Below are 24426 nucleotides of genomic sequence, written 5' to 3'. Positions count from 1 at the left end.
GCCCGTTAAATCCGGGAGGCCGGTAGTTAGGGGCTCAAGTTGCGTGACTAACCGTTAGCCCTTCCGGGCCGCCCTTAGACGCATGGTCCTGCAGCAGATTTGCGGATCATTTCATTCAATCTTTGAGGAGAAGTCATGGCAGCACACTGCCAAGTGACCGGGGCCGAGCCGGGCTTTGGGCACAGCATTTCGCACTCGCACCGCCGCAACAAGCGCCGGTTCGATCCGAACATCCAGAAGAAGCGCTACTGGGTTCCGTCCCTGCGCCGTAACGTCACGCTGCAGGTCTCTGCCCGTGGCATCAAGACCATCGACGTACGCGGCATCGACGCAGTCGTCGCCGAGATCCTGGCTCGTGGGGTGAAGCTCTAATGGCAAAGGACAAGGACGTACGTCCGATCATCAAGCTCAAGTCGACCGCCGGCACGGGCTACACCTACGTGACCCGCAAGAACCGTCGTAACGACCCGGACCGCCTGGTCCTGAAGAAGTACGACCCCAAGATCCGCCAGCACGTCGAATTCCGAGAGGAGCGCTAAACAATGGCTAAGAAGTCCAAGATTGCTCGCAACGAGCAGCGCAAGGTCATCGTTGAGCGTTACGCTGCCAAGCGCCTCGAGCTGAAGAAGACCCTGGTTGACGAAAACGCAACCGACGAAGCACGCGAAGCAGCCCGCCTGGGCCTGCAGAAGCTGCCCCGCAACGCGTCCCCGATCCGTCTGCGCAACCGCGACGCCATCGACGGCCGCCCCCGCGGCACCATACAGAAGTTCGGCATCTCCCGTGTCCGCTTCCGCGACATGGCGCACAAGGGCGAACTTCCGGGCATCACCAAGTCTTCCTGGTAATCCCGCACTGCTGATCCCAGCTGCCTGAAGGGCCGGCAACCTCCGTGGTTGCCGGCCCTTCCTGCGTTTAAGCCACGGCCCGTTGGTTGTTTGTGGGCATGCAGATGGTGGTTGAGCTTGTTGGAATTTGCTGTGCTGCAGCCCACAGAGATGGGTTTCGACGGCGGGGGTTGGCTTGGGTGGCCTTGTGGCCTGTTTTTCCGCGTGTTTTAGGGCTTTTTGGGCCTTGTGTGGGGTGACTTGCGGTGGGGTTTGTGGGCGTGTATTGTTTTCTGAGTCGCCGCGAGGGGGACAGCGAAGAGCTGGTCACCTGGGCGGTCAAAACCCCCACAAACAAGCCATATCTGGTGGTTCTTTGGAGCGCCGGGAAGTGGCGGGGGCCGGCTTTCGGGCTGGTGCGGGTCCTGAAGATGGATTTGCATCGGGCTGGTGGGTCGGGTAAGTTTGAAAAGTTGCTCCGGAGCGATCCTGAATGTTGGTTTGGGTGGTGCCGGGTGTGTCTGTTGTTTGAGAACTCAATAGTGTGCCAAGTTTGTTGATACCGATTGTTTTATTGATTGGTTGAATTTGCCGGGTCATGCCGCCCCTGTGGTGTGGTCTGGTGTTTTTGGCTGGTTTCAAATTTTGTGCAGCCTTTTCCGGTGTTATTTCCGCTGGTTTTGGTTGTGTCTGTTTTACTTCAACGGAGAGTTTGATCCTGGCTCAGGATGAACGCTGGCGGCGTGCTTAACACATGCAAGTCGAACGATGATCTCCAGCTTGCTGGGGGGATTAGTGGCGAACGGGTGAGTAACACGTGAGTAACCTGCCCTTGACTCTGGGATAAGCCTGGGAAACTGGGTCTAATACCGGATATGACCTTCCATCGCATGGTGGTTGGTGGAAAGCTTTTGTGGTTTTGGATGGACTCGCGGCCTATCAGCTTGTTGGTGGGGTAATGGCCTACCAAGGCGACGACGGGTAGCCGGCCTGAGAGGGTGACCGGCCACACTGGGACTGAGACACGGCCCAGACTCCTACGGGAGGCAGCAGTGGGGAATATTGCACAATGGGCGCAAGCCTGATGCAGCGACGCCGCGTGAGGGATGACGGCCTTCGGGTTGTAAACCTCTTTCAGTAGGGAAGAAGCCGCAAGGTGACGGTACCTGCAGAAGAAGCGCCGGCTAACTACGTGCCAGCAGCCGCGGTAATACGTAGGGCGCAAGCGTTATCCGGAATTATTGGGCGTAAAGAGCTCGTAGGCGGTTTGTCGCGTCTGCCGTGAAAGTCCGGGGCTCAACTCCGGATCTGCGGTGGGTACGGGCAGACTAGAGTGATGTAGGGGAGACTGGAATTCCTGGTGTAGCGGTGAAATGCGCAGATATCAGGAGGAACACCGATGGCGAAGGCAGGTCTCTGGGCATTAACTGACGCTGAGGAGCGAAAGCATGGGGAGCGAACAGGATTAGATACCCTGGTAGTCCATGCCGTAAACGTTGGGCACTAGGTGTGGGGGACATTCCACGTTTTCCGCGCCGTAGCTAACGCATTAAGTGCCCCGCCTGGGGAGTACGGCCGCAAGGCTAAAACTCAAAGGAATTGACGGGGGCCCGCACAAGCGGCGGAGCATGCGGATTAATTCGATGCAACGCGAAGAACCTTACCAAGGCTTGACATGGACCGGACCGCCGCAGAAATGTGGTTTCCCCTTTTGGGGCTGGTTTACAGGTGGTGCATGGTTGTCGTCAGCTCGTGTCGTGAGATGTTGGGTTAAGTCCCGCAACGAGCGCAACCCTCGTTCTATGTTGCCAGCACGTGATGGTGGGGACTCATAGGAGACTGCCGGGGTCAACTCGGAGGAAGGTGGGGACGACGTCAAATCATCATGCCCCTTATGTCTTGGGCTTCACGCATGCTACAATGGCCGGTACAAAGGGTTGCGATACTGTGAGGTGGAGCTAATCCCAAAAAGCCGGTCTCAGTTCGGATTGGGGTCTGCAACTCGACCCCATGAAGTCGGAGTCGCTAGTAATCGCAGATCAGCAACGCTGCGGTGAATACGTTCCCGGGCCTTGTACACACCGCCCGTCAAGTCACGAAAGTTGGTAACACCCGAAGCCGGTGGCCTAACCCCTTGTGGGAGGGAGCCGTCGAAGGTGGGACTGGCGATTGGGACTAAGTCGTAACAAGGTAGCCGTACCGGAAGGTGCGGCTGGATCACCTCCTTTCTAAGGAGCGCCTACAACAACCGTCTGCCAGCGCATGTTGGTGGTGGGTGTTGTCAGGAAGCAGCCCGCAGCACAGACGAGTGTTTTGTGGCGGGTGCTCATGGGTGGAATATCAACAAATAGCGGCTGCTTGTTTCTGCTTTTCTTTCCTAGTACGGACCCTGGTGGTTTTGGAACGGTGGTGGCGGGGATGGGTGGTTTAGTGTTTGGCACACTGTTGGGTCCTGAGGCAACAGGACTGTTGGCGGCCCCCGTTTTGGGGGTTGGTGGCGGGGCGTTGTTTCTGGTTTCCCTGCCGTACCGGTCATGCACGGGTGGCTTCCTTTGTTGGGGGCTGTGTGTGGGGTGTGTGGTGTGGGGTTGTTGTTTGAGAACTACATAGTGGACGCGAGCATCTTTTATAGAAGCAATTTCCAAGACATGAACCTGGATCTGGCCGCATCGTTTTGGTGTGGTTGGTTTCCGTGGTTCTCTCGAGTGTTTTTGTTCTTGATTTTTGTGGTCAAGTTTTTAAGGGCACACGGTGGATGCCTTGGCATTAGGAGCCGAAGAAGGACGTAGGAATCTGCGATAAGCCTGGGGGAGTCGATAACCGGACTGTGATCCCAGGGTGTCCGAATGGGGAAACCCCGCCAGGCGCGCGAGTGATCTGGTGACCCGTACCTGAACTCATAGGGTGCGTGGAGGGAACGCGGGGAAGTGAAACATCTCAGTACCCGCAGGAAGAGAAAACAAATTGTGATTCCGTTAGTAGTGGCGAGCGAACGCGGATCAGGCTAAACCGTTCCATGTGTGATAGCCGGCGGGCGTTGCATGGTCGGGGTTGTGGGACTTCCCGTACTGTCTCTGCCGGGGCAGTGGGGTGATGTGTGCGTATAGGTGAACGGTTTTGAAAGGCCGGCCAGAGAGGGTGTTAGCCCCGTAACCGTAATGCGTGATGCAGCCTGTGGAGGTTATCCCAAGTAGCACGGGGCCCGAGAAATCCCGTGCGAATCTGTCAGGACCACCTGATAAGCCTAAATACTCCCTAATGACCGATAGCGGACCAGTACCGTGAGGGAAAGGTGAAAAGTACCCCGGGAGGGGAGTGAAATAGTACCTGAAACCGTGTGCTTACAATCCGTCGGAGCAGCCTTGTAGTTGTGACGGCGTGCCTTTTGAAGAATGAGCCTGCGAGTTAGTGTTACGTCGCGAGGTTAACCCGTGTGGGGCAGCCGTAGCGAAAGCGAGTCTGAATAGGGCGTGTGAGTGGCGTGATCTAGACCCGAAGCGAAGTGATCTACCCATGGCCAGGTTGAAGCGACGGTAAGACGTCGTGGAGGACCGAACCCACTTCAGTTGAAAATGGAGGGGATGAGCTGTGGGTAGGGGTGAAAGGCCAATCAAACTTCGTGATAGCTGGTTCTCCCCGAAATGCATTTAGGTGCAGCGTTGCGTGTTTCTTGCCGGAGGTAGAGCTACTGGATGGCCGATGGGCCCTACAAGGTTACTGACGTCAGCCAAACTCCGAATGCCGGTAAGTGAGAGCGCAGCAGTGAGACTGTGGGGGATAAGCTTCATAGTCGAGAGGGAAACAGCCCAGACCACCAACTAAGGCCCCTAAGCGTGTGCTAAGTGGGAAAGGATGTGGAGTTGCCCAGACAACCAGGAGGTTGGCTTAGAAGCAGCCATCCTTAAAAGAGTGCGTAATAGCTCACTGGTCAAGTGATTCCGCGCCGACAATGTAGCGGGGCTCAAGTACACCGCCGAAGTTGTGGCATTCACACATGTTCTTAGCCGTCATGGTTCAGGAGTGTGGATGGGTAGGGGAGCGTCGTGTGGGCGGTGAAGCTGCGGTGTAAACCAGTGGTGGAGCCTACACGAGTGAGAATGCAGGCATGAGTAGCGAAAGACGGGTGAGAAACCCGTCCGCCGGATGATCAAGGGTTCCAGGGTCAAGCTAATCTGCCCTGGGTAAGTCGGGACCTAAGGCGAGGCCGACAGGCGTAGTCGATGGACAACGGGTTGATATTCCCGTACCGGCGAAAAACCGCCCATGTTGAACAGGGGATACTAACTGCCCGAAACCTGCCCGACCGTCCTTTGGACGGAAGGGTTTTGGTGGAGCGCAGGGCCTGATCCTGGGAGGCAAGCGTATTAACAGGTGTGACGCAGGAAGGTAGCCGAGCCGGGCGATGGTTGTCCCGGTCTAAGGATGTAGGGCGAACGGTTGGCAAATCCGCTGTTCATGTGCCTGAGATCTGATGGGACCCCCGTATGGGGGGATTCGGTGATCCTATGCTGCCGAGAAAAGCATCGGCGCGAGGTTTTAGCCGCCCGTACCCCAAACCGACACAGGTGATCAGGTAGAGAATACTAAGGCGATCGAGAGAATTATGGTTAAGGAACTCGGCAAAATGCCCCCGTAACTTCGGGAGAAGGGGGGCCCCAACCTTGAACGGACTTCGCGTCCGGGAGGGGATCGGGGCCGCAGAGACCAGGGGGAAGCGACTGTTTACTAAAAACACAGGTCCGTGCGAAGTCGCAAGACGATGTATACGGACTGACTCCTGCCCGGTGCTGGAAGGTTAAGAGGACCGGTTAGCCTCACGGCGAAGCTGAGAATTTAAGCCCCAGTAAACGGCGGTGGTAACTATAACCATCCTAAGGTAGCGAAATTCCTTGTCGGGTAAGTTCCGACCTGCACGAATGGAGTAACGACTTCCCCGCTGTCTCAACCATAAACTCGGCGAAATTGCAGTACGAGTAAAGATGCTCGTTACGCGCAGCAGGACGGAAAGACCCCGAGACCTTTACTATAGTTTGGTATTGGTGTTCGGAGTGGCTTGTGTAGGATAGGTGGGAGACGTTGAAGCCCGGACGCCAGTTCGGGTGGAGTCATCGTTGAAATACCACTCTGGTCACTTTGGACATCTAACTTCGGCCCGTGATCCGGGTCAGGGACAGTGCCTGATGGGTAGTTTAACTGGGGCGGTTGCCTCCTAAAAAGTAACGGAGGCGCCCAAAGGTTCCCTCAGCCTGGTTGGCAATCAGGTGTCGAGTGTAAGTGCACAAGGGAGCTTGACTGTGAGAGAGACATCTCGAGCAGGGACGAAAGTCGGGACTAGTGATCCGGCGGTACATTGTGGAATGGCCGTCGCTCAACGGATAAAAGGTACCTCGGGGATAACAGGCTGATCTTGCCCAAGAGTCCATATCGACGGCATGGTTTGGCACCTCGATGTCGGCTCGTCGCATCCTGGGGCTGGAGTAGGTCCCAAGGGTTGGGCTGTTCGCCCATTAAAGCGGTACGCGAGCTGGGTTTAGAACGTCGTGAGACAGTTCGGTCCCTATCCGCTGCGCGCGCAGGAAATTTGAGAAGGGCTGTCCTTAGTACGAGAGGACCGGGACGGACGAACCTCTGGTGTGTCAGTTGTACTGCCAAGTGCACCGCTGATTAGCTACGTTCGGATGGGATAACCGCTGAAAGCATCTAAGCGGGAAGCTCGCTTCAAGATGAGATTTCCACACACATTGCGTGTGAGAGGCCCCCAGCCAGACCACTGGGTTGATAGGCCGGATGTGGAAGCGAGGACTAACGACTCGTGAAGCTGACCGGTACTAATAGGCCAACAACTTACACCACAACACCATATCGAGTGCTTGCGTCCACTATGTGGTTCCCAACCAACAACCCAACCCGGGTTGTAACGGGGAACCAACCACAAACTGAATAACCACTACTAGTTTGTAACCACAACACAGTTTTCCCACACCCCCAAGAGGGTGACGGGTGAAAGGGTTACGGCGGTCATAGCGTGGGGGAAACGCCCGGTCCCATTCCGAACCCGGAAGCTAAGACCCACAGCGCCGATGGTACTGCACCCGGGAGGGTGTGGGAGAGTAGGACACCGCCGGACAACACATCACGGTCGAGGCCCCAACCACACGGTTGGGGCCTCCCACATTTAACAACCAACCATCCGGGACAGTGTTGCAGGGGGAGCGGTGATAGGTGAGAGAGGGTGCAGTCGGGTACAGTCCCAGATCCGGTCTAATACCTCCCCGCGCCCGCGCTTTGCCAGCCGGTGTGCCACGTTCCTGGACCTTGCCGCCCGAAAAGGACTGGTCCAAGGAGTCATGGCAGTGCCAGTGGACTGGGTCGCCGTCGAACGACTGACACCACAGGTTGACGCCCTCGTCGGGTACCTTGGCTGGAATGCGGTCAAGGCCCTGCCGCTCATGGGCAGGAGGCCAGTGCTAGGCCTCGACTATCCGGACACTCGTTCGGTCCGGCAGCATTGCCTTCCGACAACCAGCCGGCTCGCCCTACAGGACCTTCGCTCCACAGGGCGAGCGAGAATCGCGTTCCTTGACGCGGACAAGGGCGGCGCCGCCGCGAGCTGAGGTACTCAAGGACGCGCGAGGAGCCACCCTGGCAGACTGTGCGGTAGCTGGCTGGAGGGTATTCCGATGGCCCTGGTTTTGCCTGAGTGTGGCTGGAGCACGACATTTCCGTTTCGTCCTCGGACCAAGCCCCGGCCCGGCCTGCTGGACTTCAAGCGGGTTGTTGAACCGCTCCGGATCAGGGTGGCTGAGGATTGGTCCGGCTTCACGCTTTGGAACGGTTATGACTATGCTGACACTTCCGCCCTTGCCTTCCGCTATGTGGTGGAGTCCGACCGGCGGCAGGCTCGACGGCGGGTCAGTAGCGGTTCCGCCGGTGTCGCTCAGTCCCGGGCCGCGGTGTCATTGCCCGCGGATGCTGGCTGCCCAGCTGGGTGATCGGGCCGCTGTCCTTACCGTCAGCGCCGAGCTGGCCCATGGTTACGCCCGGGATGCGGCGGGGCACGAAATCGCTTGGGCCGGGGGTACGTGGTGGTGCAGCCGCTTTACCGGTGCCGTCCACTGCTTCGGTCGACGTTGCTGCCGGTCAACTCATCCTTGGACCTTCTGTGTTCGCCCGCGCCATTGGGCGCGCCGACGGCGAGTCCCTGGCTCATCGGACGTAAGTTCGTCCCGAGGGGACATGGGTCAACGCCGGCTATGAGGTGGACTGGGCCCGCATAGGCCTGGAGTTCGTGCTGGGTACGGAGACGTCTGCGGCGTCATGGCACGGGAAGGGCCCGCACCAGAGTTACCCGGACACAGGCGAGCGTGCGCGTCCTGAATGGCTAACCTTTCCACTCGTTGCTGTGGAGGTGGACTATGTCCGGACGGGTGGTCCTACCTATGCCTGAACCCGCGCTTACGTGGACCTGCGCTGCGGGGTATGGGAACGGATGTGCCGTGGTCCTGGGGTTCTGGACTGCTACCGGGGGTGCCCCAGTGCGCGGCCTTCACTCTGACTTCCCGGGTAGGCCCTCATGCCCCTGCAATGTGAGCCACTCCATAAAATCATTTGTCGGCGGATGAGTGGGGACGCAGGAACGTAAGTGCCCGGAATCCCTTGTGATTACAGGAGTTTCGGGGGCCTTGGCGGCGCAGGCGACTGGATTTGCGGGCGGGCTTCCGGGCGTGTATTGTTTTCTGAGTCGCCGCCGCTGAAGCGGAAAAATAGCGGCCAAACCCCACTGATAACAGCCTGAAAATGGCGCGCTCTAAGCGCGCCGGTTTGGGTGGGGCTGACCTTCTGAAACTCTGGTTCGCAGGAATGCGGATTTGCGAAGTTCCGGTGGGTCGGGTAGGTTTGAAAAGTTGCTCCGGAGCGATCCTGAATGTTGGTTTGGGTGGTGCCGGGTGTGTCTGTTGTTTGAGAACTCAATAGTGTGCCAAGTTTGTTGATACCGATTGTTTTATTGATTGGTTGAATTTGCCGGGTCATGCCGCCCCTGTGGTGTGGTCTGGTGTTTTTGGCTGGTTTCAAATTTTGTGCAGCCTTTTCCGGTGTTATTTCCGCTGGTTTTGGTTGTGTCTGTTTTACTTCAACGGAGAGTTTGATCCTGGCTCAGGATGAACGCTGGCGGCGTGCTTAACACATGCAAGTCGAACGATGATCTCCAGCTTGCTGGGGGGATTAGTGGCGAACGGGTGAGTAACACGTGAGTAACCTGCCCTTGACTCTGGGATAAGCCTGGGAAACTGGGTCTAATACCGGATATGACCTTCCATCGCATGGTGGTTGGTGGAAAGCTTTTGTGGTTTTGGATGGACTCGCGGCCTATCAGCTTGTTGGTGGGGTAATGGCCTACCAAGGCGACGACGGGTAGCCGGCCTGAGAGGGTGACCGGCCACACTGGGACTGAGACACGGCCCAGACTCCTACGGGAGGCAGCAGTGGGGAATATTGCACAATGGGCGCAAGCCTGATGCAGCGACGCCGCGTGAGGGATGACGGCCTTCGGGTTGTAAACCTCTTTCAGTAGGGAAGAAGCCGCAAGGTGACGGTACCTGCAGAAGAAGCGCCGGCTAACTACGTGCCAGCAGCCGCGGTAATACGTAGGGCGCAAGCGTTATCCGGAATTATTGGGCGTAAAGAGCTCGTAGGCGGTTTGTCGCGTCTGCCGTGAAAGTCCGGGGCTCAACTCCGGATCTGCGGTGGGTACGGGCAGACTAGAGTGATGTAGGGGAGACTGGAATTCCTGGTGTAGCGGTGAAATGCGCAGATATCAGGAGGAACACCGATGGCGAAGGCAGGTCTCTGGGCATTAACTGACGCTGAGGAGCGAAAGCATGGGGAGCGAACAGGATTAGATACCCTGGTAGTCCATGCCGTAAACGTTGGGCACTAGGTGTGGGGGACATTCCACGTTTTCCGCGCCGTAGCTAACGCATTAAGTGCCCCGCCTGGGGAGTACGGCCGCAAGGCTAAAACTCAAAGGAATTGACGGGGGCCCGCACAAGCGGCGGAGCATGCGGATTAATTCGATGCAACGCGAAGAACCTTACCAAGGCTTGACATGGACCGGACCGCCGCAGAAATGTGGTTTCCCCTTTTGGGGCTGGTTTACAGGTGGTGCATGGTTGTCGTCAGCTCGTGTCGTGAGATGTTGGGTTAAGTCCCGCAACGAGCGCAACCCTCGTTCTATGTTGCCAGCACGTGATGGTGGGGACTCATAGGAGACTGCCGGGGTCAACTCGGAGGAAGGTGGGGACGACGTCAAATCATCATGCCCCTTATGTCTTGGGCTTCACGCATGCTACAATGGCCGGTACAAAGGGTTGCGATACTGTGAGGTGGAGCTAATCCCAAAAAGCCGGTCTCAGTTCGGATTGGGGTCTGCAACTCGACCCCATGAAGTCGGAGTCGCTAGTAATCGCAGATCAGCAACGCTGCGGTGAATACGTTCCCGGGCCTTGTACACACCGCCCGTCAAGTCACGAAAGTTGGTAACACCCGAAGCCGGTGGCCTAACCCCTTGTGGGAGGGAGCCGTCGAAGGTGGGACTGGCGATTGGGACTAAGTCGTAACAAGGTAGCCGTACCGGAAGGTGCGGCTGGATCACCTCCTTTCTAAGGAGCGCCTACAACAACCGTCTGCCAGCGCATGTTGGTGGTGGGTGTTGTCAGGAAGCAGCCCGCAGCACAGACGAGTGTTTTGTGGCGGGTGCTCATGGGTGGAATATCAACAAATAGCGGCTGCTTGTTTCTGCTTTTCTTTCCTAGTACGGACCCTGGTGGTTTTGGAACGGTGGTGGCGGGGATGGGTGGTTTAGTGTTTGGCACACTGTTGGGTCCTGAGGCAACAGGACTGTTGGCGGCCCCCGTTTTGGGGGTTGGTGGCGGGGCGTTGTTTCTGGTTTCCCTGCCGTACCGATCATGCACGGGTGGCTTCCTTTGTTGGGGGCTGTGTGTGGGGTGTGTGGTGTGGGGTTGTTGTTTGAGAACTACATAGTGGACGCGAGCATCTTTTATAGAAGCAATTTCCAAGACATGAACCTGGATCTGGCCGCATCGTTTTGGTGTGGTTGGTTTCCGTGGTTCTCTCGAGTGTTTTTGTTCTTGATTTTTGTGGTCAAGTTTTTAAGGGCACACGGTGGATGCCTTGGCATTAGGAGCCGAAGAAGGACGTAGGAATCTGCGATAAGCCTGGGGGAGTCGATAACCGGACTGTGATCCCAGGGTGTCCGAATGGGGAAACCCCGCCAGGCGCGCGAGTGATCTGGTGACCCGTACCTGAACTCATAGGGTGCGTGGAGGGAACGCGGGGAAGTGAAACATCTCAGTACCCGCAGGAAGAGAAAACAAATTGTGATTCCGTTAGTAGTGGCGAGCGAACGCGGATCAGGCTAAACCGTTCCATGTGTGATAGCCGGCGGGCGTTGCATGGTCGGGGTTGTGGGACTTCCCGTACTGTCTCTGCCGGGGCAGTGGGGTGATGTGTGCGTATAGGTGAACGGTTTTGAAAGGCCGGCCAGAGAGGGTGTTAGCCCCGTAACCGTAATGCGTGATGCAGCCTGTGGAGGTTATCCCAAGTAGCACGGGGCCCGAGAAATCCCGTGCGAATCTGTCAGGACCACCTGATAAGCCTAAATACTCCCTAATGACCGATAGCGGACCAGTACCGTGAGGGAAAGGTGAAAAGTACCCCGGGAGGGGAGTGAAATAGTACCTGAAACCGTGTGCTTACAATCCGTCGGAGCAGCCTTGTAGTTGTGACGGCGTGCCTTTTGAAGAATGAGCCTGCGAGTTAGTGTTACGTCGCGAGGTTAACCCGTGTGGGGCAGCCGTAGCGAAAGCGAGTCTGAATAGGGCGTGTGAGTGGCGTGATCTAGACCCGAAGCGAAGTGATCTACCCATGGCCAGGTTGAAGCGACGGTAAGACGTCGTGGAGGACCGAACCCACTTCAGTTGAAAATGGAGGGGATGAGCTGTGGGTAGGGGTGAAAGGCCAATCAAACTTCGTGATAGCTGGTTCTCCCCGAAATGCATTTAGGTGCAGCGTTGCGTGTTTCTTGCCGGAGGTAGAGCTACTGGATGGCCGATGGGCCCTACAAGGTTACTGACGTCAGCCAAACTCCGAATGCCGGTAAGTGAGAGCGCAGCAGTGAGACTGTGGGGGATAAGCTTCATAGTCGAGAGGGAAACAGCCCAGACCACCAACTAAGGCCCCTAAGCGTGTGCTAAGTGGGAAAGGATGTGGAGTTGCCCAGACAACCAGGAGGTTGGCTTAGAAGCAGCCATCCTTAAAAGAGTGCGTAATAGCTCACTGGTCAAGTGATTCCGCGCCGACAATGTAGCGGGGCTCAAGTACACCGCCGAAGTTGTGGCATTCACACATGTTCTTAGCCGTCATGGTTCAGGAGTGTGGATGGGTAGGGGAGCGTCGTGTGGGCGGTGAAGCTGCGGTGTAAACCAGTGGTGGAGCCTACACGAGTGAGAATGCAGGCATGAGTAGCGAAAGACGGGTGAGAAACCCGTCCGCCGGATGATCAAGGGTTCCAGGGTCAAGCTAATCTGCCCTGGGTAAGTCGGGACCTAAGGCGAGGCCGACAGGCGTAGTCGATGGACAACGGGTTGATATTCCCGTACCGGCGAAAAACCGCCCATGTTGAACAGGGGATACTAACTGCCCGAAACCTGCCCGACCGTCCTTTGGACGGAAGGGTTTTGGTGGAGCGCAGGGCCTGATCCTGGGAGGCAAGCGTATTAACAGGTGTGACGCAGGAAGGTAGCCGAGCCGGGCGATGGTTGTCCCGGTCTAAGGATGTAGGGCGAACGGTTGGCAAATCCGCTGTTCATGTGCCTGAGATCTGATGGGACCCCCGTATGGGGGGATTCGGTGATCCTATGCTGCCGAGAAAAGCATCGGCGCGAGGTTTTAGCCGCCCGTACCCCAAACCGACACAGGTGATCAGGTAGAGAATACTAAGGCGATCGAGAGAATTATGGTTAAGGAACTCGGCAAAATGCCCCCGTAACTTCGGGAGAAGGGGGGCCCCAACCTTGAACGGACTTCGCGTCCGGGAGGGGATCGGGGCCGCAGAGACCAGGGGGAAGCGACTGTTTACTAAAAACACAGGTCCGTGCGAAGTCGCAAGACGATGTATACGGACTGACTCCTGCCCGGTGCTGGAAGGTTAAGAGGACCGGTTAGCCTCACGGCGAAGCTGAGAATTTAAGCCCCAGTAAACGGCGGTGGTAACTATAACCATCCTAAGGTAGCGAAATTCCTTGTCGGGTAAGTTCCGACCTGCACGAATGGAGTAACGACTTCCCCGCTGTCTCAACCATAAACTCGGCGAAATTGCAGTACGAGTAAAGATGCTCGTTACGCGCAGCAGGACGGAAAGACCCCGAGACCTTTACTATAGTTTGGTATTGGTGTTCGGAGTGGCTTGTGTAGGATAGGTGGGAGACGTTGAAGCCCGGACGCCAGTTCGGGTGGAGTCATCGTTGAAATACCACTCTGGTCACTTTGGACATCTAACTTCGGCCCGTGATCCGGGTCAGGGACAGTGCCTGATGGGTAGTTTAACTGGGGCGGTTGCCTCCTAAAAAGTAACGGAGGCGCCCAAAGGTTCCCTCAGCCTGGTTGGCAATCAGGTGTCGAGTGTAAGTGCACAAGGGAGCTTGACTGTGAGAGAGACATCTCGAGCAGGGACGAAAGTCGGGACTAGTGATCCGGCGGTACATTGTGGAATGGCCGTCGCTCAACGGATAAAAGGTACCTCGGGGATAACAGGCTGATCTTGCCCAAGAGTCCATATCGACGGCATGGTTTGGCACCTCGATGTCGGCTCGTCGCATCCTGGGGCTGGAGTAGGTCCCAAGGGTTGGGCTGTTCGCCCATTAAAGCGGTACGCGAGCTGGGTTTAGAACGTCGTGAGACAGTTCGGTCCCTATCCGCTGCGCGCGCAGGAAATTTGAGAAGGGCTGTCCTTAGTACGAGAGGACCGGGACGGACGAACCTCTGGTGTGTCAGTTGTACTGCCAAGTGCACCGCTGATTAGCTACGTTCGGATGGGATAACCGCTGAAAGCATCTAAGCGGGAAGCTCGCTTCAAGATGAGATTTCCACACACATTGCGTGTGAGAGGCCCCCAGCCAGACCACTGGGTTGATAGGCCGGATGTGGAAGCGAGGACTAACGACTCGTGAAGCTGACCGGTACTAATAGGCCAACAACTTACACCACAACACCATATCGAGTGCTTGCGTCCACTATGTGGTTCCCAACCAACAACCCAACCCGGGTTGTAACGGGGAACCAACCACAAACTGAATAACCACTACTAGTTTGTAACCACAACACAGTTTTCCCACACCCCCAAGAGGGTGACGGGTGAAAGGGTTACGGCGGTCATAGCGTGGGGGAAACGCCCGGTCCCATTCCGAACCCGGAAGCTAAGACCCACAGCGCCGATGGTACTGCACCCGGGAGGGTGTGGGAGAGTAGGACACCGCCGGACAACACATCACGGTCGAGGCCCCAACCACACGGTTGGGGCCTCCCACATTTAACAACCAACCCCTAACACCCCTGTAATGCCCTACCGGGTCCGGTCCTTAAAACCCCTGGTTCGCAGCGTTATCAGATAGAGCAATGCGGAAAACCCTGCAGGACGCGGGGCAGGGTTCCGGTGGGTAGCCGCAGCGGCTCTGGAGGGAGTCCGGAAAGGCTTAAAAACCCTTAAGATTCCGGTGATTAACCTCAAAAAGTCGCGGAAACACGCGGAATTCGCGGTCCCGGCCCCGTCAAGCTGGTAAGTTTTCGAACAGTGGCTTGTGCGCATGCCGCGTACAGGCTCCATAATCATGACCGTCCAGGAGGACATAAATGGCTAAGAACCGTAGTGAACTTGTTGCAGAGGTTGCGGGCAAGGCCGGCACCAGCCAGGCTGCCGTCAACTCCGTTCTCGACGCACTGTTCGAGGTTTTCGAGACTTCTGTCGCCGCGGGCGAGAAGATCACCATCCCGGGCTGGCTCGCCGTCGAGCGCACCGACCGTGCCGCACGCACCGGCCGCAACCCGCAGACGGGTGAGACCATCCAGATCGCAGCAGGCCACAGCGTCAAGCTGACCGCCGGTTCCAAGCTGAAGGCTGCTGTCTCCAACAAGAAGTAGAGCTTCTTCCCTGCAGGCGATAGCGCCAAAGGGTTCAGAGGGCGGTGACCACGTGGTCACCGCCCTCTTGCTTTAAGTGCAGCCGATTCGCCGCCCGGGCAGGCGTAGCGGACAATGGAATGGTGTCTTCTGCCGCAAATCCACGTTCCACAACTCCCCGGCCGGCTCCCTTCAAGGGAGACCGGGGCCAGGACGGCGGCGCCTTGGGCATCTCCACGGGCTGGCAGCTCGCGGGGCTTGCCGCCCTGGTCCTGGGGCTCGTCGCGGCGCTGATCTTCTCGGGTACAGCGGCTGCCCGCGGAGTCGCCGATCCGGGCGCCCTGGTGCGCTGGGGGCTCCCCGTCAGCAAGGCTGTCCATAACATCTCCGTGGCAACCGTTATTGGCGGACTGATCTTCGCCGTCGGGATCCTGCCCAGGAGTTTGTCAGTCCGCGGCAGGGGCGAAGAAGAAGGCCCGGAACACCCCGCCTTCAGCCGGGCACTGGCCGCTGCGGCGGCCGCCGGTGCCGCGTGGACCCTGTCCGCGATCGCCGTCCTGGTCCTCACCTACGCGGATGTCGCCGGGCAGGGCCTGTCCGGGGATGCCGCTTTCACGCAGGCGCTGGTGTACTTCATGACGGACATCGAGACCGGGCGCGCCTGGCTCGCCGTCACCATCATCGCGGCGGTCGTCACCACGGCGCTGTTCGGCGTACGGTCCCTGGGCGGGCTGGCGCTGACCTTGATCCTTGCACTCATCGGACTCGTTCCCACAGCGCTGATCGGCCATTCCTCCAGCTCGTCGGACCATGAAGGCGCCATCAACTCCCTCGGGCTGCACCTGGTGGGTGTCACCACGTGGGTTGGTGGCATCATCCTGCTCACCCTGCTGTCCGGCATCCTGGCCGGCGCGAAGGCCGGTGCTGCCGGCGACATCACGGAAGCAACCCTTCGCCGCTTCTCAAGCCTGGCAGGTTTCGCGTTCGTGCTGGTGTTCGCCTCCGGTGTCATCAACGCGAGCATCCGGATCACTAACTGGGGCGACCTCTTCGGCTCCGCCTACGGGCAGCTGATCCTTGCCAAGACGGCGGCAACGCTGGTCCTTGGCGGCATCGGTTTCATGCACCGCCAGTGGGTGATCCCGCAGCTGAACCGCAAGGGCTCAACCATGTCGTCGAGGCGCGTCCTCTGGCAGCTGGTCCTGGTGGAACTGCTGGTCATGGGTGCCACGTCCGGCGTCGCAGTGGCCCTTGGCCGCTCCGCACCACCGCAGCCCACCACTTACGCCGCGGATGCCTCCCCGGCCTTTATCCTGACCGGCTACGAGCTTCCCCCGGAGCTCACACCGGAGCGCTGGCTGACTGAATGGCGCCTGGACTGGCTGTGGGTCGCCGTGGCGCTGTTTGGCCTGGTTGCCTACTTCCTCGGCGTGGCAAAGATCCACCGCCGCGGCGACAAGTGGCAGTGGTTCCGGTCCGTGAACTGGGTGATCGGCCTGGTGGTGCTCACCTACATCACGTCCGGGCCACCGTCGGTCTACGGCCGGGTCCTGTTCTCCGCACACATGGTGGACCACATGGCCCTGACCATGGTGGCCCCCATCTTCCTGGTGCTCGGCGCCCCGGTCACTCTCGCGCTGCGCGCACTGCAGCCGCGAGGCGACGGGTCACGGGGCACCCGCGAGTGGATCCTGGTGTTCGTCCATTCGAAGTTCTCCCAGGTGGTCACGCACCCGCTCTTCGCCGCAGCCAACTTCGCCGGCTCGATTGTCCTGTTCTACTACTCAGACCTCTTTGGTTTTGCGATGCGCGAGCACGTGGGACACGAGCTGATGATCCTGCACTTCCTGCTCACCGGGTACATCTTCGTGCTGGGCATGATCGGGATCGATCCGTTGCCGCGCCGCGCACCCTACCCGCTGCGGCTGCTCCTGCTGCTGGCCACCATGGGCTTCCACGCGTTCTTCGGGGTCGCGATCATGGGCGGCGACAATCTGCTCGCCGCGGACTACTTCGGCAACCTGGGCCGCGACTGGGGAGACTCCGCACTGGTTGACCAGCAAAAGGGCGGCGCGGTGGCCTGGGGCATCGGGGAGGTGCCCACCCTCCTGGTGGCGATCGGCGTCGCCATCATGTGGTCCCGCTCCGACGCCCGCGAGACCAAACGTGTGGACCGCGCGGCGGACAGGAATAACGACGCCGATCTCACCGCTTACAACGATATGTTTGCCAAATTGGCCGAACGCGACGCCAAGCTGGCTGAACGCAACAAGCTGGAAGGACGCTGATGAGCGAAACCGTACGCACCCACGCCCGGGTCCGCGCCTCTGAACTGGTGGGCCGCAACTGGTTGAACACCGGCGGCAAGACACTCGACCTCGAGGCCCTGCGCGGCAAAATCGTGCTGCTGGACTTCTGGACGTTCTGCTGCATTAACTGCCTGCACGTCCTGGACGAGCTGCGTCCGCTGGAAGAGGAGTACTCGGACGTCCTGGTGACGGTCGGGGTCCATTCGCCCAAGTTCGAGCACGAGGCCGATCCCGTGGCCCTCGCTGCCGCCGTCGAGCGCTACGAAATCCACCACCCCGTGCTGGACGACCCTGAACTGGAGACCTGGAAGGCCTACACCGCCCGCGCCTGGCCCACCTTGGTGGTCATTGATCCCGAGGGGTACATCGTGGCGCACCTGTCCGGCGAGGGCCACGCGGACGGGTTGGCGGTCCTGATCCCCGAGCTCATCGCCGAACACGAGGCCAAAGGCACGCTCCACCGCGGCTCCGGCCCCTACGTGGCCCCCGAGCCGACCTCCGGTACCCTGCGGTTCCCGGGCAAAGCCCTCTTCCTGCCCACCGGTCGCGGGTCTGCCTCAGGAGCAGCGGACGACGGCGGCGCGGCGGCAGGTGCCGCAACGTCCGGGTCCTGGCTGGTCACCGACACCGGCCATCACCGCCTGGTGGAACTGGACACCGACTTTAAGACGGTCCTGGCAACCTTCGGCTCGGGCACCAAGGGCTACGCCGACGGCCCAGCCGCCGGTGAGGACGCCACCGCGCGCTTCAACGAGCCCCAGGGCCTGGTCCTGCTGCCGGAAGATGTGGCAGCCAAGGTTGGGTACGACGTCGTTATTGCAGACTCCGTCAACCACCGCCTGCGCGGCCTGTCCCTTACGGACGGCAAGGCCTCCACGCTCGCCGGCAACGGGATCCAGCGCCTGCTGGAAACCGGCCCCGCCCGCGTGGATGAGGACGCCGCCGGGTTCACAGGGAAGCTGAGCGAGCACCCGCTTGAAGTGTCGCTGAGCTCCCCGTGGGACCTGGTGTGGTCACGGAAGCTGAACGCCGTGGTGGTTGCCATGGCCGGGACGCACCAGATCTTCAGCTTCGACCCCGTTGGCGGTGAAGTGGATATCATCGCCGGCAACGGCCTCGAAGGCCTGCTGGATGGGCCGGCCCACGAGTCGTGGTTCGCCCAGCCCTCCGGCCTGGCCGAGGATGCCGAGGGCAACATCTGGGTGGCGGATTCGGAGACGTCCGCCCTCCGCAAGCTGGTGATCGCCGACGACCGCACCCTTACCGTGGAGACCGCCGTCGGCAAGGGCCTGTTCGACTTCGGTTTCCGGGACGGCGCAGCGGCCGAGGCGCGCCTGCAGCACCCGCTGGGCGTGACGGTCCTGCCGGACGGTTCCGTGGCCATAGCAGACACCTACAACGGTGCCGTCCGCCGCTACGATCCTGTAGCCGGGACTGTTTCCACCCTGGCCCGCGGCCTGCTTGAGCCCTCGGACGTGATTGTGGACCACACCCAGTCGGCCGGTGCCGAGCCGCTGCTGGTGGTGGTTGAGGCGAACCAGCACCAGCTGGTGTACGTCCCGATCCCCAAGGAAGCGCAGCAGGTGGATGAGGGCGCGTCCCAGACCCACCGGCCGAAGAGCCCCGTGGCACCCGGCCCGTTGGAGCTGACCGTCCGCTTCACCGCCCCCACCGGGCAGAAGCTGGATGACCGTTGGGGCGATCCCACACAGCTGAAGATCTCGTCCACCCCGCCGGAGCTGCTCGTGTCCGGCGGCGGAACCTCCGTGGGCCTGCTCCGCACGCTGGAACTGTCCTCCGAAATTCCGGAGGGCGTGCTGCACATTACCGCCCGCGCCGCAGCCTGCGACGGTCCGGAAACCGAGGACGGCGAGATCCCCGACCACGCCGCCTGCCACCTGTACCAGCAGGACTGGGGCATCCCGGTGGTGCTGCAGGGCGACGGTGACACCGAACTGGTCCTGGACCTCCGCGGCATGGACTGACGCGCCGCCGGCGTATGTCTTTGAAGGGCTGCTGCCCGTGACTTATGCGTCACGGTCAGCAGCCTTTTGACTCTCCGGCTTCGGCGAAACCGCGTGATTCCGCGGCTCCGCCGTGGGGCACGACCCAAAGCATGCCCCGCGTGACGCCGGATCTGCGGTGGCGGGTTCTCCACATAGCTCAGATGCCGTTCGCAGCGCCCTCGAGCGCAGGACCACCATGGCCTGATGGACGTTGTAACAGCTCTGGAACATTGTGGCGGAGCCGCGCGCCGACCAGCCCTTGCCGGGCTGGGAGTCAACGACGCCGCGCTGCGCCGCGCGGTCCGTAGCGGAGGGGTGCTGCAACCGGACCGCGGCCTGTACGTGCTGCCGACGGCGCCTCCGGAATTGGTCGCCGTGGTCCGGAACCGGGAGCTGCTGACCTGTTCCAGCGCGGCTGAGGACTACAACCTTTGGCGACTGCCTTCCGCCGGAAGGCGCCATGTTTACCATCGCCGTGCCGAGGCTGTGGGGAATGAGGCCGTTCACCACGCCGGGCTGCTGCTGCCACCTTCACCGCACCGACCGGTGGCGGCCCTGGCCGATGTGCTGATTCACGCCCTGCGCTGCCTGAACTTCCCGGAGTCGCTGTTGATGGTCGAATGTGCAGTGTCCCGCGGCGACATGACCATCGGATTCCTGCGCGAGCGGCTGCCCGGTAAACGGAACGGGAAGGCCAGGGCAGTGCTGGACTGGGTGGACACCGGAGCGGACTCACCGCTGGAGACGTTGGCCAGGACGTACTTCCGCCGAGCCGGTATCCCGGTTCAGGCGCAGGTTTACTTGGAACGTGTCGGGTACGTCGACCTGCTGTTGGACGGCTGGCTGGTGGTGGAGCTCGACGGCCGGCACCATGCCGAGTGGAAGCAGGTACAGAAGGACCACCGGCGGAACAACGAGTCGGTGCGACAGGGGTACACCGCCTTGAGGTACTACTACGCGGACGTGGTGCACCATCCCGAAGCTATGGTTGCCCAGGTGCTGCAGGTCCTGAAACGACGGCGCTGAGGAACCTCGGCGTCACGCAGGGCACGTTTTTACCGGTCACCGCGATCCGAAACCCCGGAAACGCAAGGGCCCGGCGGTGCAGTTGGTCCAAAAGTATGCCCAGCATGACGCGGCAGAAAAGCAGCAGCCCCTAGAAGCTCAGCATCGGGGTGACCTTGACCGTGTCGCCGGCGACGTCCAGGCGGGTGGTGAAGCTGAAGTCCACCTCTTCCTCGAGTGGATACCAGACACCGGTGAACAGGTTCTGCTGCAGGGCTTCGACCTTGGCCTTGCCGTCCAGCGGGGCCACCACCCAGCGGCCGTCGAAGGGTTCAATCGAGACGTTGGGATACTCGGTGACGGTCCACTTGATGCTGCCGTCCTGCACCCTGTTGTTGCTGGCGTAGTAGAACGGGCAGTCAGGCTGCAGCCGCTGCTCCTTCATGGCTTCCGCGGCACAGCTGTCCAGGAACTCCTTGACCTTGCCGGCGACGTCTTCCTTCAGCTTCCCCGTGGCTTGGGTGAGGAGGTTGAGCGGCGCCACGGGAGCGTCGCGGGCGGTTACTGTTGCCCGGCTCGCAGGGGCGGAGAAGTACTGTCCATCCAGGGCGGCCTCGTATTCGCCGGGGTAGAACACGGCGAAGGAGTTCCGGCCGTTGGGCATGTTCACCGGCACGCCGTTGACGTTGGCCTGGTTGCCGTTCACCACGGTGATGTCGATGGTGGGCAGGCGGGTGGGAACGAACGCCCACGTGTTGAAGAAGATCCATTCGGTGCCGGTCTTCTCCAGCAGGAAGTCGGTGCGGAGCCTGCTGCCGTCGATGGTGTACTCCATGGGCACCACCACCTGGTCCCCGGGGCGTTCCTCCGGATCACCGATCTCGATGTTTGTCAGACGGGACGCCGCAGTCTGCAGTCCCGTCCCGTCCAGCATCGCGGCGTTGCTCGGCGGAACGGTGGCGCGCAACAGCCCCAGCGCCTTCCCGCCATCACCGTCCTGCAGCGCGTCCAGATACTCGCGCACAGGCTGCTGCGGGCTGGCCACGGTGTTGTTCACCAGGTTCACGGCCACCACGGCTCCGGCAACGGCAAGCATGAGGCCAAGCAGCCACCCGGCCGCGATCCTCACCAACGCTTGACTCATCTGCACGGTTCTTACAGTAACGGCAGTGCGAACGGACACTAAAGTTAGTGTCTCCCCTCATCCTGTGCGGCCGGGCGGGGGAAACGTACGACGACGGCGCTTGGGACAGCCGGAAAAGGGGCGCCTTGGGCAGCGCGAAAGTCAGCGGCGGCGGCGCCGGGAAGACGTGCCGAACACCCCTCGCAGCAGCTCCCGTCCCAGCTGTGTTCCAACCGACCGTGCCATGCTCTTCAGCCCGCCGCCCAGGGCACCGCCGAGTACCGCGCCCAGATCGTCAATCACCCCGCCGCCGGGCTGGGCCGAGGGCTGCTGCCTGCGGGGAGCGTCATGGCCAGCGTCCCTGCCCGGAGTGTCCCGGCGCGATGCGGACCTACTGCTGGGCCTGCCCAGGATCTCCTCCTCGATCCGGCGAGCTTCCGCGTCGACGTCATAACCGCCCTCCGGGGCGCCCGATTCCGGAGCAGGCCTATCGGGGGTGGCCGGACCGGTGGGCGCTGCCGCCTTGCCGGTGAGCTTCTCGTAGGCGGACACGTTGTCCACGGCGGTCCCGTATTTGGGCAGCAGCGCAGACCCTGCCACTGTGCTCCGGACCAGGGCTTCGTCGCTGGGCCCCATCACGGACTCGGGGGCCCGCAGCCGGGTATGCGCTACGGGGGTGGGGGCGCCCCGGTCATTCATGACGGTGATGACCGCTTCGCCGATGCCCGCGGAAGTCAGGGTCTCCTCGAGGTCGTAATCGCTGACGGGGAACGTGGACACCGTGGCTTTCAGGGCCTTGGCGTCCTCCGGCGTGAAGGCGCGCAGGGCGTGCTGCACGCGGTTGGCGAGCTGGCCCAGGACGTCGGCCGGGACATCCTTGGGCGTCTGGGTGACGAAGAAGATGCCGACACCCTTGGACCGGATGAGCCGGACCGTGGTGGTGATGGCCTCCAGGAACGCCTTGGACGCGCCGTTGAACAGCAGGTGGGCCTCGTCGAGGAAGAACACCAGCTTGGGTTTGTCCAGGTCGCCGGTTTCCGGGAGGTCCTCGAAGAGGTCGGCCAGCAGCCACATCAGGAATGTGGAGAACAGCAGCGGCCTGGTCTGCAGGGTGGGCAGTTCAAGGCAGGTGACCACACCGCGGCCGTCCGGGGCCGTCCGCAGCAGTTTTGCGGTGTCGAACTCGGGCTCGCCGAAGAACTTTTCCAGTCCCTGGGCCTCCAGGTTCACCAGCTCACGCAGGATCACCCCGGCCGTGGCTTTGGACAGCCCGCCGAGCTCCTCGAGCTGGTCCTTGCCTTCGGCCGAGGTGAGGAACTGAATGACTGCCCGGAGGTCCTTAAGGTCGATCAGCTCCAGGCCGTTCTTGTCCGCGAAGTAGAACACCAGCTGCAGGCTTGACTCCTGCGTGTCGTTCAGCTCCATGATGCGGGACAGCAGGATGGGGCCGAACGATGTCACCGTTGCCCGGACCGGAACGCCGTTGCCGTCGCCGCCGAGCGCCAGGAACTCGACCGGAAACGCTTTCCCCTGCCAGGGCTGTCCGATGCTTTCGGTGCGGCCCCTGAGCTTTTCGGTGGCCTCCGCCGCGGTGGCCAGGCCGGACAGGTCACCCTTGATGTCGGCGAGGAAGACGGGAACCCCGGCGGCGGAAAGCTGTTCGGCCATCATGTGCAGCGTGACCGTCTTGCCGGTGCCCGTGGCGCCCGCCACCAGTCCGTGCCGGTTCATCATGGCCAGCGGCAGCCGCACCGGCGCGTCCCTCCGGAGCTCGCCGTCCACAATCGCGGCGCCGAGCTCGATGGTGGCACCCTCCAGCGTGTAGCCCTTCTGGATGGTGGCAAGCTTCTCTGCAGTGGTTTTCCCGGCCATGGCGCTAGCTTAGCCGGGCAACAACCGGGAGCCGAGGTACCGGGCCGGTCAGTTGTCCGAGGTTGCCGGAGGTCCTTGATGAACGCCGTGCTGAATCCGCTCCGGCACTACCTCAGGGCGATGGCGGCGGGGTGAGTGCCGCCGTCGAACTTCAAAGCCGCAGGGCGCGGACCGCGTGGGCCGCGCCCTGCGGTTTCAAGCTGACGGACTAGTTGAAGACCGGTTCTCCGGCGCGGGTGAGCTGCCAGTTCTCCACGAAGAAGTCAGCCGGATCGATGGTGCCCTCTGTGGTGAGGTAGTCGATGAGCAGTTGGCGGATTTCAGTGGTTTGGTTTACCAGCACGGGCGCTGTGGCGATGTGCGGAAAATTGCCGCCACCTGACTGCCGGTAGTTGTACGGCACTGTGGACATCGTAAGCAAGGACGCAAGGTACTTATAGGTCTGGATTGGCGGTCAAAGCCAAGTCCTGATCTCTCATGGCGCCGGAACAGTAATTAATAAAGCCCTGGCTTAGCACCCGGGGAAGGTTTCGCCGATCAGTGCGACCATGGCAATACTCAGGACGCCGCCGCAGATCACGCTTACGTCATTGACTTTGACGTTGTCACGCTTTTCCGGGAGATCAGCGGCGGTTCTTATCCACCCTGGCGGGTGCTATTTGACGGTGAGGGTGCCTTTCATGTTGCCGTGGAAGTTGCAGTGGTAGGGGTAGGTCCCGGGTTCGGTGGGTGCGGTAAAGGTGGTGGTGCCGCTGCCTGTGATGGTGACGTCGAACGCGTTGCCGGTATCGACGGTGACGGTGTGCGGTTCTCTGTCTTGATTAGTGACGGTTATTTCTGCGCCGGGGCCCACAGTTTTTTCACCTTGGTATCTGAAATCTTTGATCAGTATTTCGGCTGGGCCCGCCGCAGGTGTTGAGCCCGTACCGGAAGCTGTAGGAGCGGGTTCTGTGGTGGCGGCAGGAGCTGAAGGGAACTGCTCAGCCAACGTCGGGGCCGCTGTCGTGCCGGAGCCGGACATACCCCCGCAGCCGGACAGGGCGAGTGCAACTGCTGCTGCCGCGAGTCCGAGTGCGCTTCCGGTTCTTTTG

14 protein-coding genes and 6 rRNA genes are annotated in these 24426 nt (G+C 60.6%); 15 read left to right on the top strand and 5 right to left on the bottom strand.

From position 1 onward, the window contains the following. The first annotated feature begins 135 nt into the window (after positions 1 to 135). The 8 genes from rpmB to ACLH0K_RS16985 all read left to right on the top strand — a co-directional run bounded on the left by rpmB (position 136) and on the right by ACLH0K_RS16985 (position 8274). On the top strand, positions 136 to 372 hold the full coding sequence (rpmB, locus tag ACLH0K_RS17020; RefSeq protein ID WP_009358852.1) for a 50S ribosomal protein L28: 237 nt from the start codon (positions 136 to 138) through the stop codon (positions 370 to 372). After that, the gene (gene rpmG, locus ACLH0K_RS17015; protein ID WP_003798558.1) at positions 372 to 539 is read left to right on the top strand and encodes a 50S ribosomal protein L33; all 168 of its coding nucleotides are present in this window, start codon (positions 372 to 374) and stop codon (positions 537 to 539) included. The genes rpmB and rpmG overlap by 1 nt, the downstream gene beginning before the upstream one ends. Positions 540 to 542: 3 nt before the next feature. Continuing rightward, a complete protein-coding gene (gene rpsN / locus ACLH0K_RS17010; RefSeq protein ID WP_138137496.1) occupies positions 543 to 848 on the top strand; it encodes a 30S ribosomal protein S14 in 306 nt (101 codons plus the stop codon). 679 nt (positions 849 to 1527) lie between these two features. Further along, positions 1528 to 3055 (top strand): 16S ribosomal RNA (locus ACLH0K_RS17005). 500 nt (positions 3056 to 3555) lie between these two features. Then, a 23S ribosomal RNA gene (locus tag ACLH0K_RS17000) occupies positions 3556 to 6680 on the top strand. A 157-nt stretch (positions 6681 to 6837) separates the two neighbouring features. Next, a 5S ribosomal RNA gene (gene rrf, locus ACLH0K_RS16995) occupies positions 6838 to 6954 on the top strand. Together the 16S, 23S and 5S rRNA genes form the textbook arrangement of a ribosomal RNA operon. Before the next feature lie 220 nt (positions 6955 to 7174). Further along, the gene (locus tag ACLH0K_RS16990; protein ID WP_411374702.1) at positions 7175 to 7441 is read left to right on the top strand and encodes a hypothetical protein; all 267 of its coding nucleotides are present in this window, start codon (positions 7175 to 7177) and stop codon (positions 7439 to 7441) included. 644 nt (positions 7442 to 8085) lie between these two features. Further along, positions 8086 to 8274, top strand: coding sequence for a hypothetical protein (locus tag ACLH0K_RS16985; protein WP_411374701.1), 189 nt, complete (start codon positions 8086 to 8088; stop codon positions 8272 to 8274). Positions 8275 to 8489: 215 nt separating this feature from the next. Here ACLH0K_RS16985 and ACLH0K_RS16980 read toward each other — a convergent pair whose 3' ends face one another. Continuing rightward, on the bottom strand, positions 8490 to 8858 hold the full coding sequence (locus ACLH0K_RS16980) for a hypothetical protein (protein WP_411374700.1): 369 nt from the start codon (positions 8856 to 8858) through the stop codon (positions 8490 to 8492). Between the two features lie 100 nt (positions 8859 to 8958). On the opposite strand from ACLH0K_RS16980, the gene ACLH0K_RS16975 reads away from it, so the two are divergent. The 7 genes from ACLH0K_RS16975 (at position 8959) to ACLH0K_RS16945 (ending at position 20361) form a co-directional block, all read left to right on the top strand. Further along, positions 8959 to 10486, top strand: a 16S ribosomal RNA gene (locus ACLH0K_RS16975). 500 nt (positions 10487 to 10986) lie between these two features. Further along, positions 10987 to 14111 (top strand): 23S ribosomal RNA (locus tag ACLH0K_RS16970). 157 nt (positions 14112 to 14268) lie between these two features. Continuing rightward, positions 14269 to 14385 (top strand): 5S ribosomal RNA (gene rrf / locus ACLH0K_RS16965). Positions 14386 to 14753: 368 nt separating this feature from the next. Further along, the gene (locus ACLH0K_RS16960) at positions 14754 to 15041 is read left to right on the top strand and encodes an HU family DNA-binding protein (protein ID WP_009358243.1); all 288 of its coding nucleotides are present in this window, start codon (positions 14754 to 14756) and stop codon (positions 15039 to 15041) included. A gap of 119 nt (positions 15042 to 15160) precedes the next feature. Then, positions 15161 to 17308, top strand: coding sequence for a cytochrome c oxidase assembly protein (locus ACLH0K_RS16955; protein ID WP_411374699.1), 2148 nt, complete (start codon positions 15161 to 15163; stop codon positions 17306 to 17308). Beyond that, a complete protein-coding gene (locus tag ACLH0K_RS16950; protein ID WP_411374698.1) occupies positions 17308 to 19314 on the top strand; it encodes an NHL domain-containing thioredoxin family protein in 2007 nt (668 codons plus the stop codon). Before ACLH0K_RS16955 ends, ACLH0K_RS16950 begins: the two co-directional genes overlap by 1 nt. 225 nt (positions 19315 to 19539) lie before the next feature. Continuing rightward, a complete protein-coding gene (locus ACLH0K_RS16945) occupies positions 19540 to 20361 on the top strand; it encodes an endonuclease domain-containing protein (protein ID WP_411374697.1) in 822 nt (273 codons plus the stop codon). A 130-nt stretch (positions 20362 to 20491) separates the two neighbouring features. Here ACLH0K_RS16945 and ACLH0K_RS16940 read toward each other — a convergent pair whose 3' ends face one another. The 4 genes from ACLH0K_RS16940 to ACLH0K_RS16925 form a co-directional block, all read right to left on the bottom strand. Continuing rightward, entirely contained in the window at positions 20492 to 21484 is a 993-nt protein-coding gene (locus ACLH0K_RS16940; protein WP_411374696.1) for a hypothetical protein, read from the bottom strand. Between the two features lie 141 nt (positions 21485 to 21625). After that, positions 21626 to 23335 carry a helicase HerA-like domain-containing protein gene (locus tag ACLH0K_RS16935; RefSeq protein ID WP_411374695.1) on the bottom strand — a complete coding sequence of 570 codons (1710 nt, stop codon included), beginning with the start codon at positions 23333 to 23335 and terminating at the stop codon, positions 21626 to 21628. 208 nt (positions 23336 to 23543) lie between these two features. Then, the gene (locus ACLH0K_RS16930) at positions 23544 to 23756 is read right to left on the bottom strand and encodes a hypothetical protein (protein WP_411374694.1); all 213 of its coding nucleotides are present in this window, start codon (positions 23754 to 23756) and stop codon (positions 23544 to 23546) included. 234 nt (positions 23757 to 23990) lie between these two features. Then, positions 23991 to 24356, bottom strand: coding sequence for a cupredoxin domain-containing protein (locus ACLH0K_RS16925; protein WP_411374693.1), 366 nt, complete (start codon positions 24354 to 24356; stop codon positions 23991 to 23993). Between the last annotated feature and the right edge of the window lie 70 nt (positions 24357 to 24426).

Origin of the sequence: Arthrobacter sp. MPF02 (genome assembly GCF_046605375.1) — a bacterium.
GTDB lineage: Bacteria > Actinomycetota > Actinomycetes > Actinomycetales > Micrococcaceae > Arthrobacter.
Note: the sequence above shows the minus strand (reverse complement) of the source record. Positions and strands in the feature narration are given on the sequence as shown.

Bases quoted from the DNA above. Each gene is read 5' to 3' on its own strand.
- rpmB (WP_009358852.1), top strand. From the start codon at position 136: ATGGCAGCACACTGCCAAGTGACCGGGGCCGAGCCGGGCTTTGGGCAC.
- rpmG (WP_003798558.1), top strand. From the start codon at position 372: ATGGCAAAGGACAAGGACGTACGTCCGATCATCAAGCTCAAGTCGACC.
- rpsN (WP_138137496.1), top strand. From the start codon at position 543: ATGGCTAAGAAGTCCAAGATTGCTCGCAACGAGCAGCGCAAGGTCATC.
- ACLH0K_RS16990 (WP_411374702.1), top strand. From the start codon at position 7,175: ATGGCAGTGCCAGTGGACTGGGTCGCCGTCGAACGACTGACACCACAG.
- ACLH0K_RS16980 (WP_411374700.1), bottom strand. From the start codon at position 8,858: ATGACCCGGCAAATTCAACCAATCAATAAAACAATCGGTATCAACAAA.
- ACLH0K_RS16960 (WP_009358243.1), top strand. From the start codon at position 14,754: ATGGCTAAGAACCGTAGTGAACTTGTTGCAGAGGTTGCGGGCAAGGCC.
- ACLH0K_RS16955 (WP_411374699.1), top strand. From the start codon at position 15,161: ATGGTGTCTTCTGCCGCAAATCCACGTTCCACAACTCCCCGGCCGGCT.
- ACLH0K_RS16950 (WP_411374698.1), top strand. From the start codon at position 17,308: ATGAGCGAAACCGTACGCACCCACGCCCGGGTCCGCGCCTCTGAACTG.
- ACLH0K_RS16945 (WP_411374697.1), top strand. From the start codon at position 19,540: ATGGACGTTGTAACAGCTCTGGAACATTGTGGCGGAGCCGCGCGCCGA.
- ACLH0K_RS16940 (WP_411374696.1), bottom strand. From the start codon at position 21,484: ATGAGTCAAGCGTTGGTGAGGATCGCGGCCGGGTGGCTGCTTGGCCTC.
- ACLH0K_RS16935 (WP_411374695.1), bottom strand. From the start codon at position 23,335: ATGGCCGGGAAAACCACTGCAGAGAAGCTTGCCACCATCCAGAAGGGC.
- ACLH0K_RS16925 (WP_411374693.1), bottom strand. From the start codon at position 24,356: ATGTCCGGCTCCGGCACGACAGCGGCCCCGACGTTGGCTGAGCAGTTC.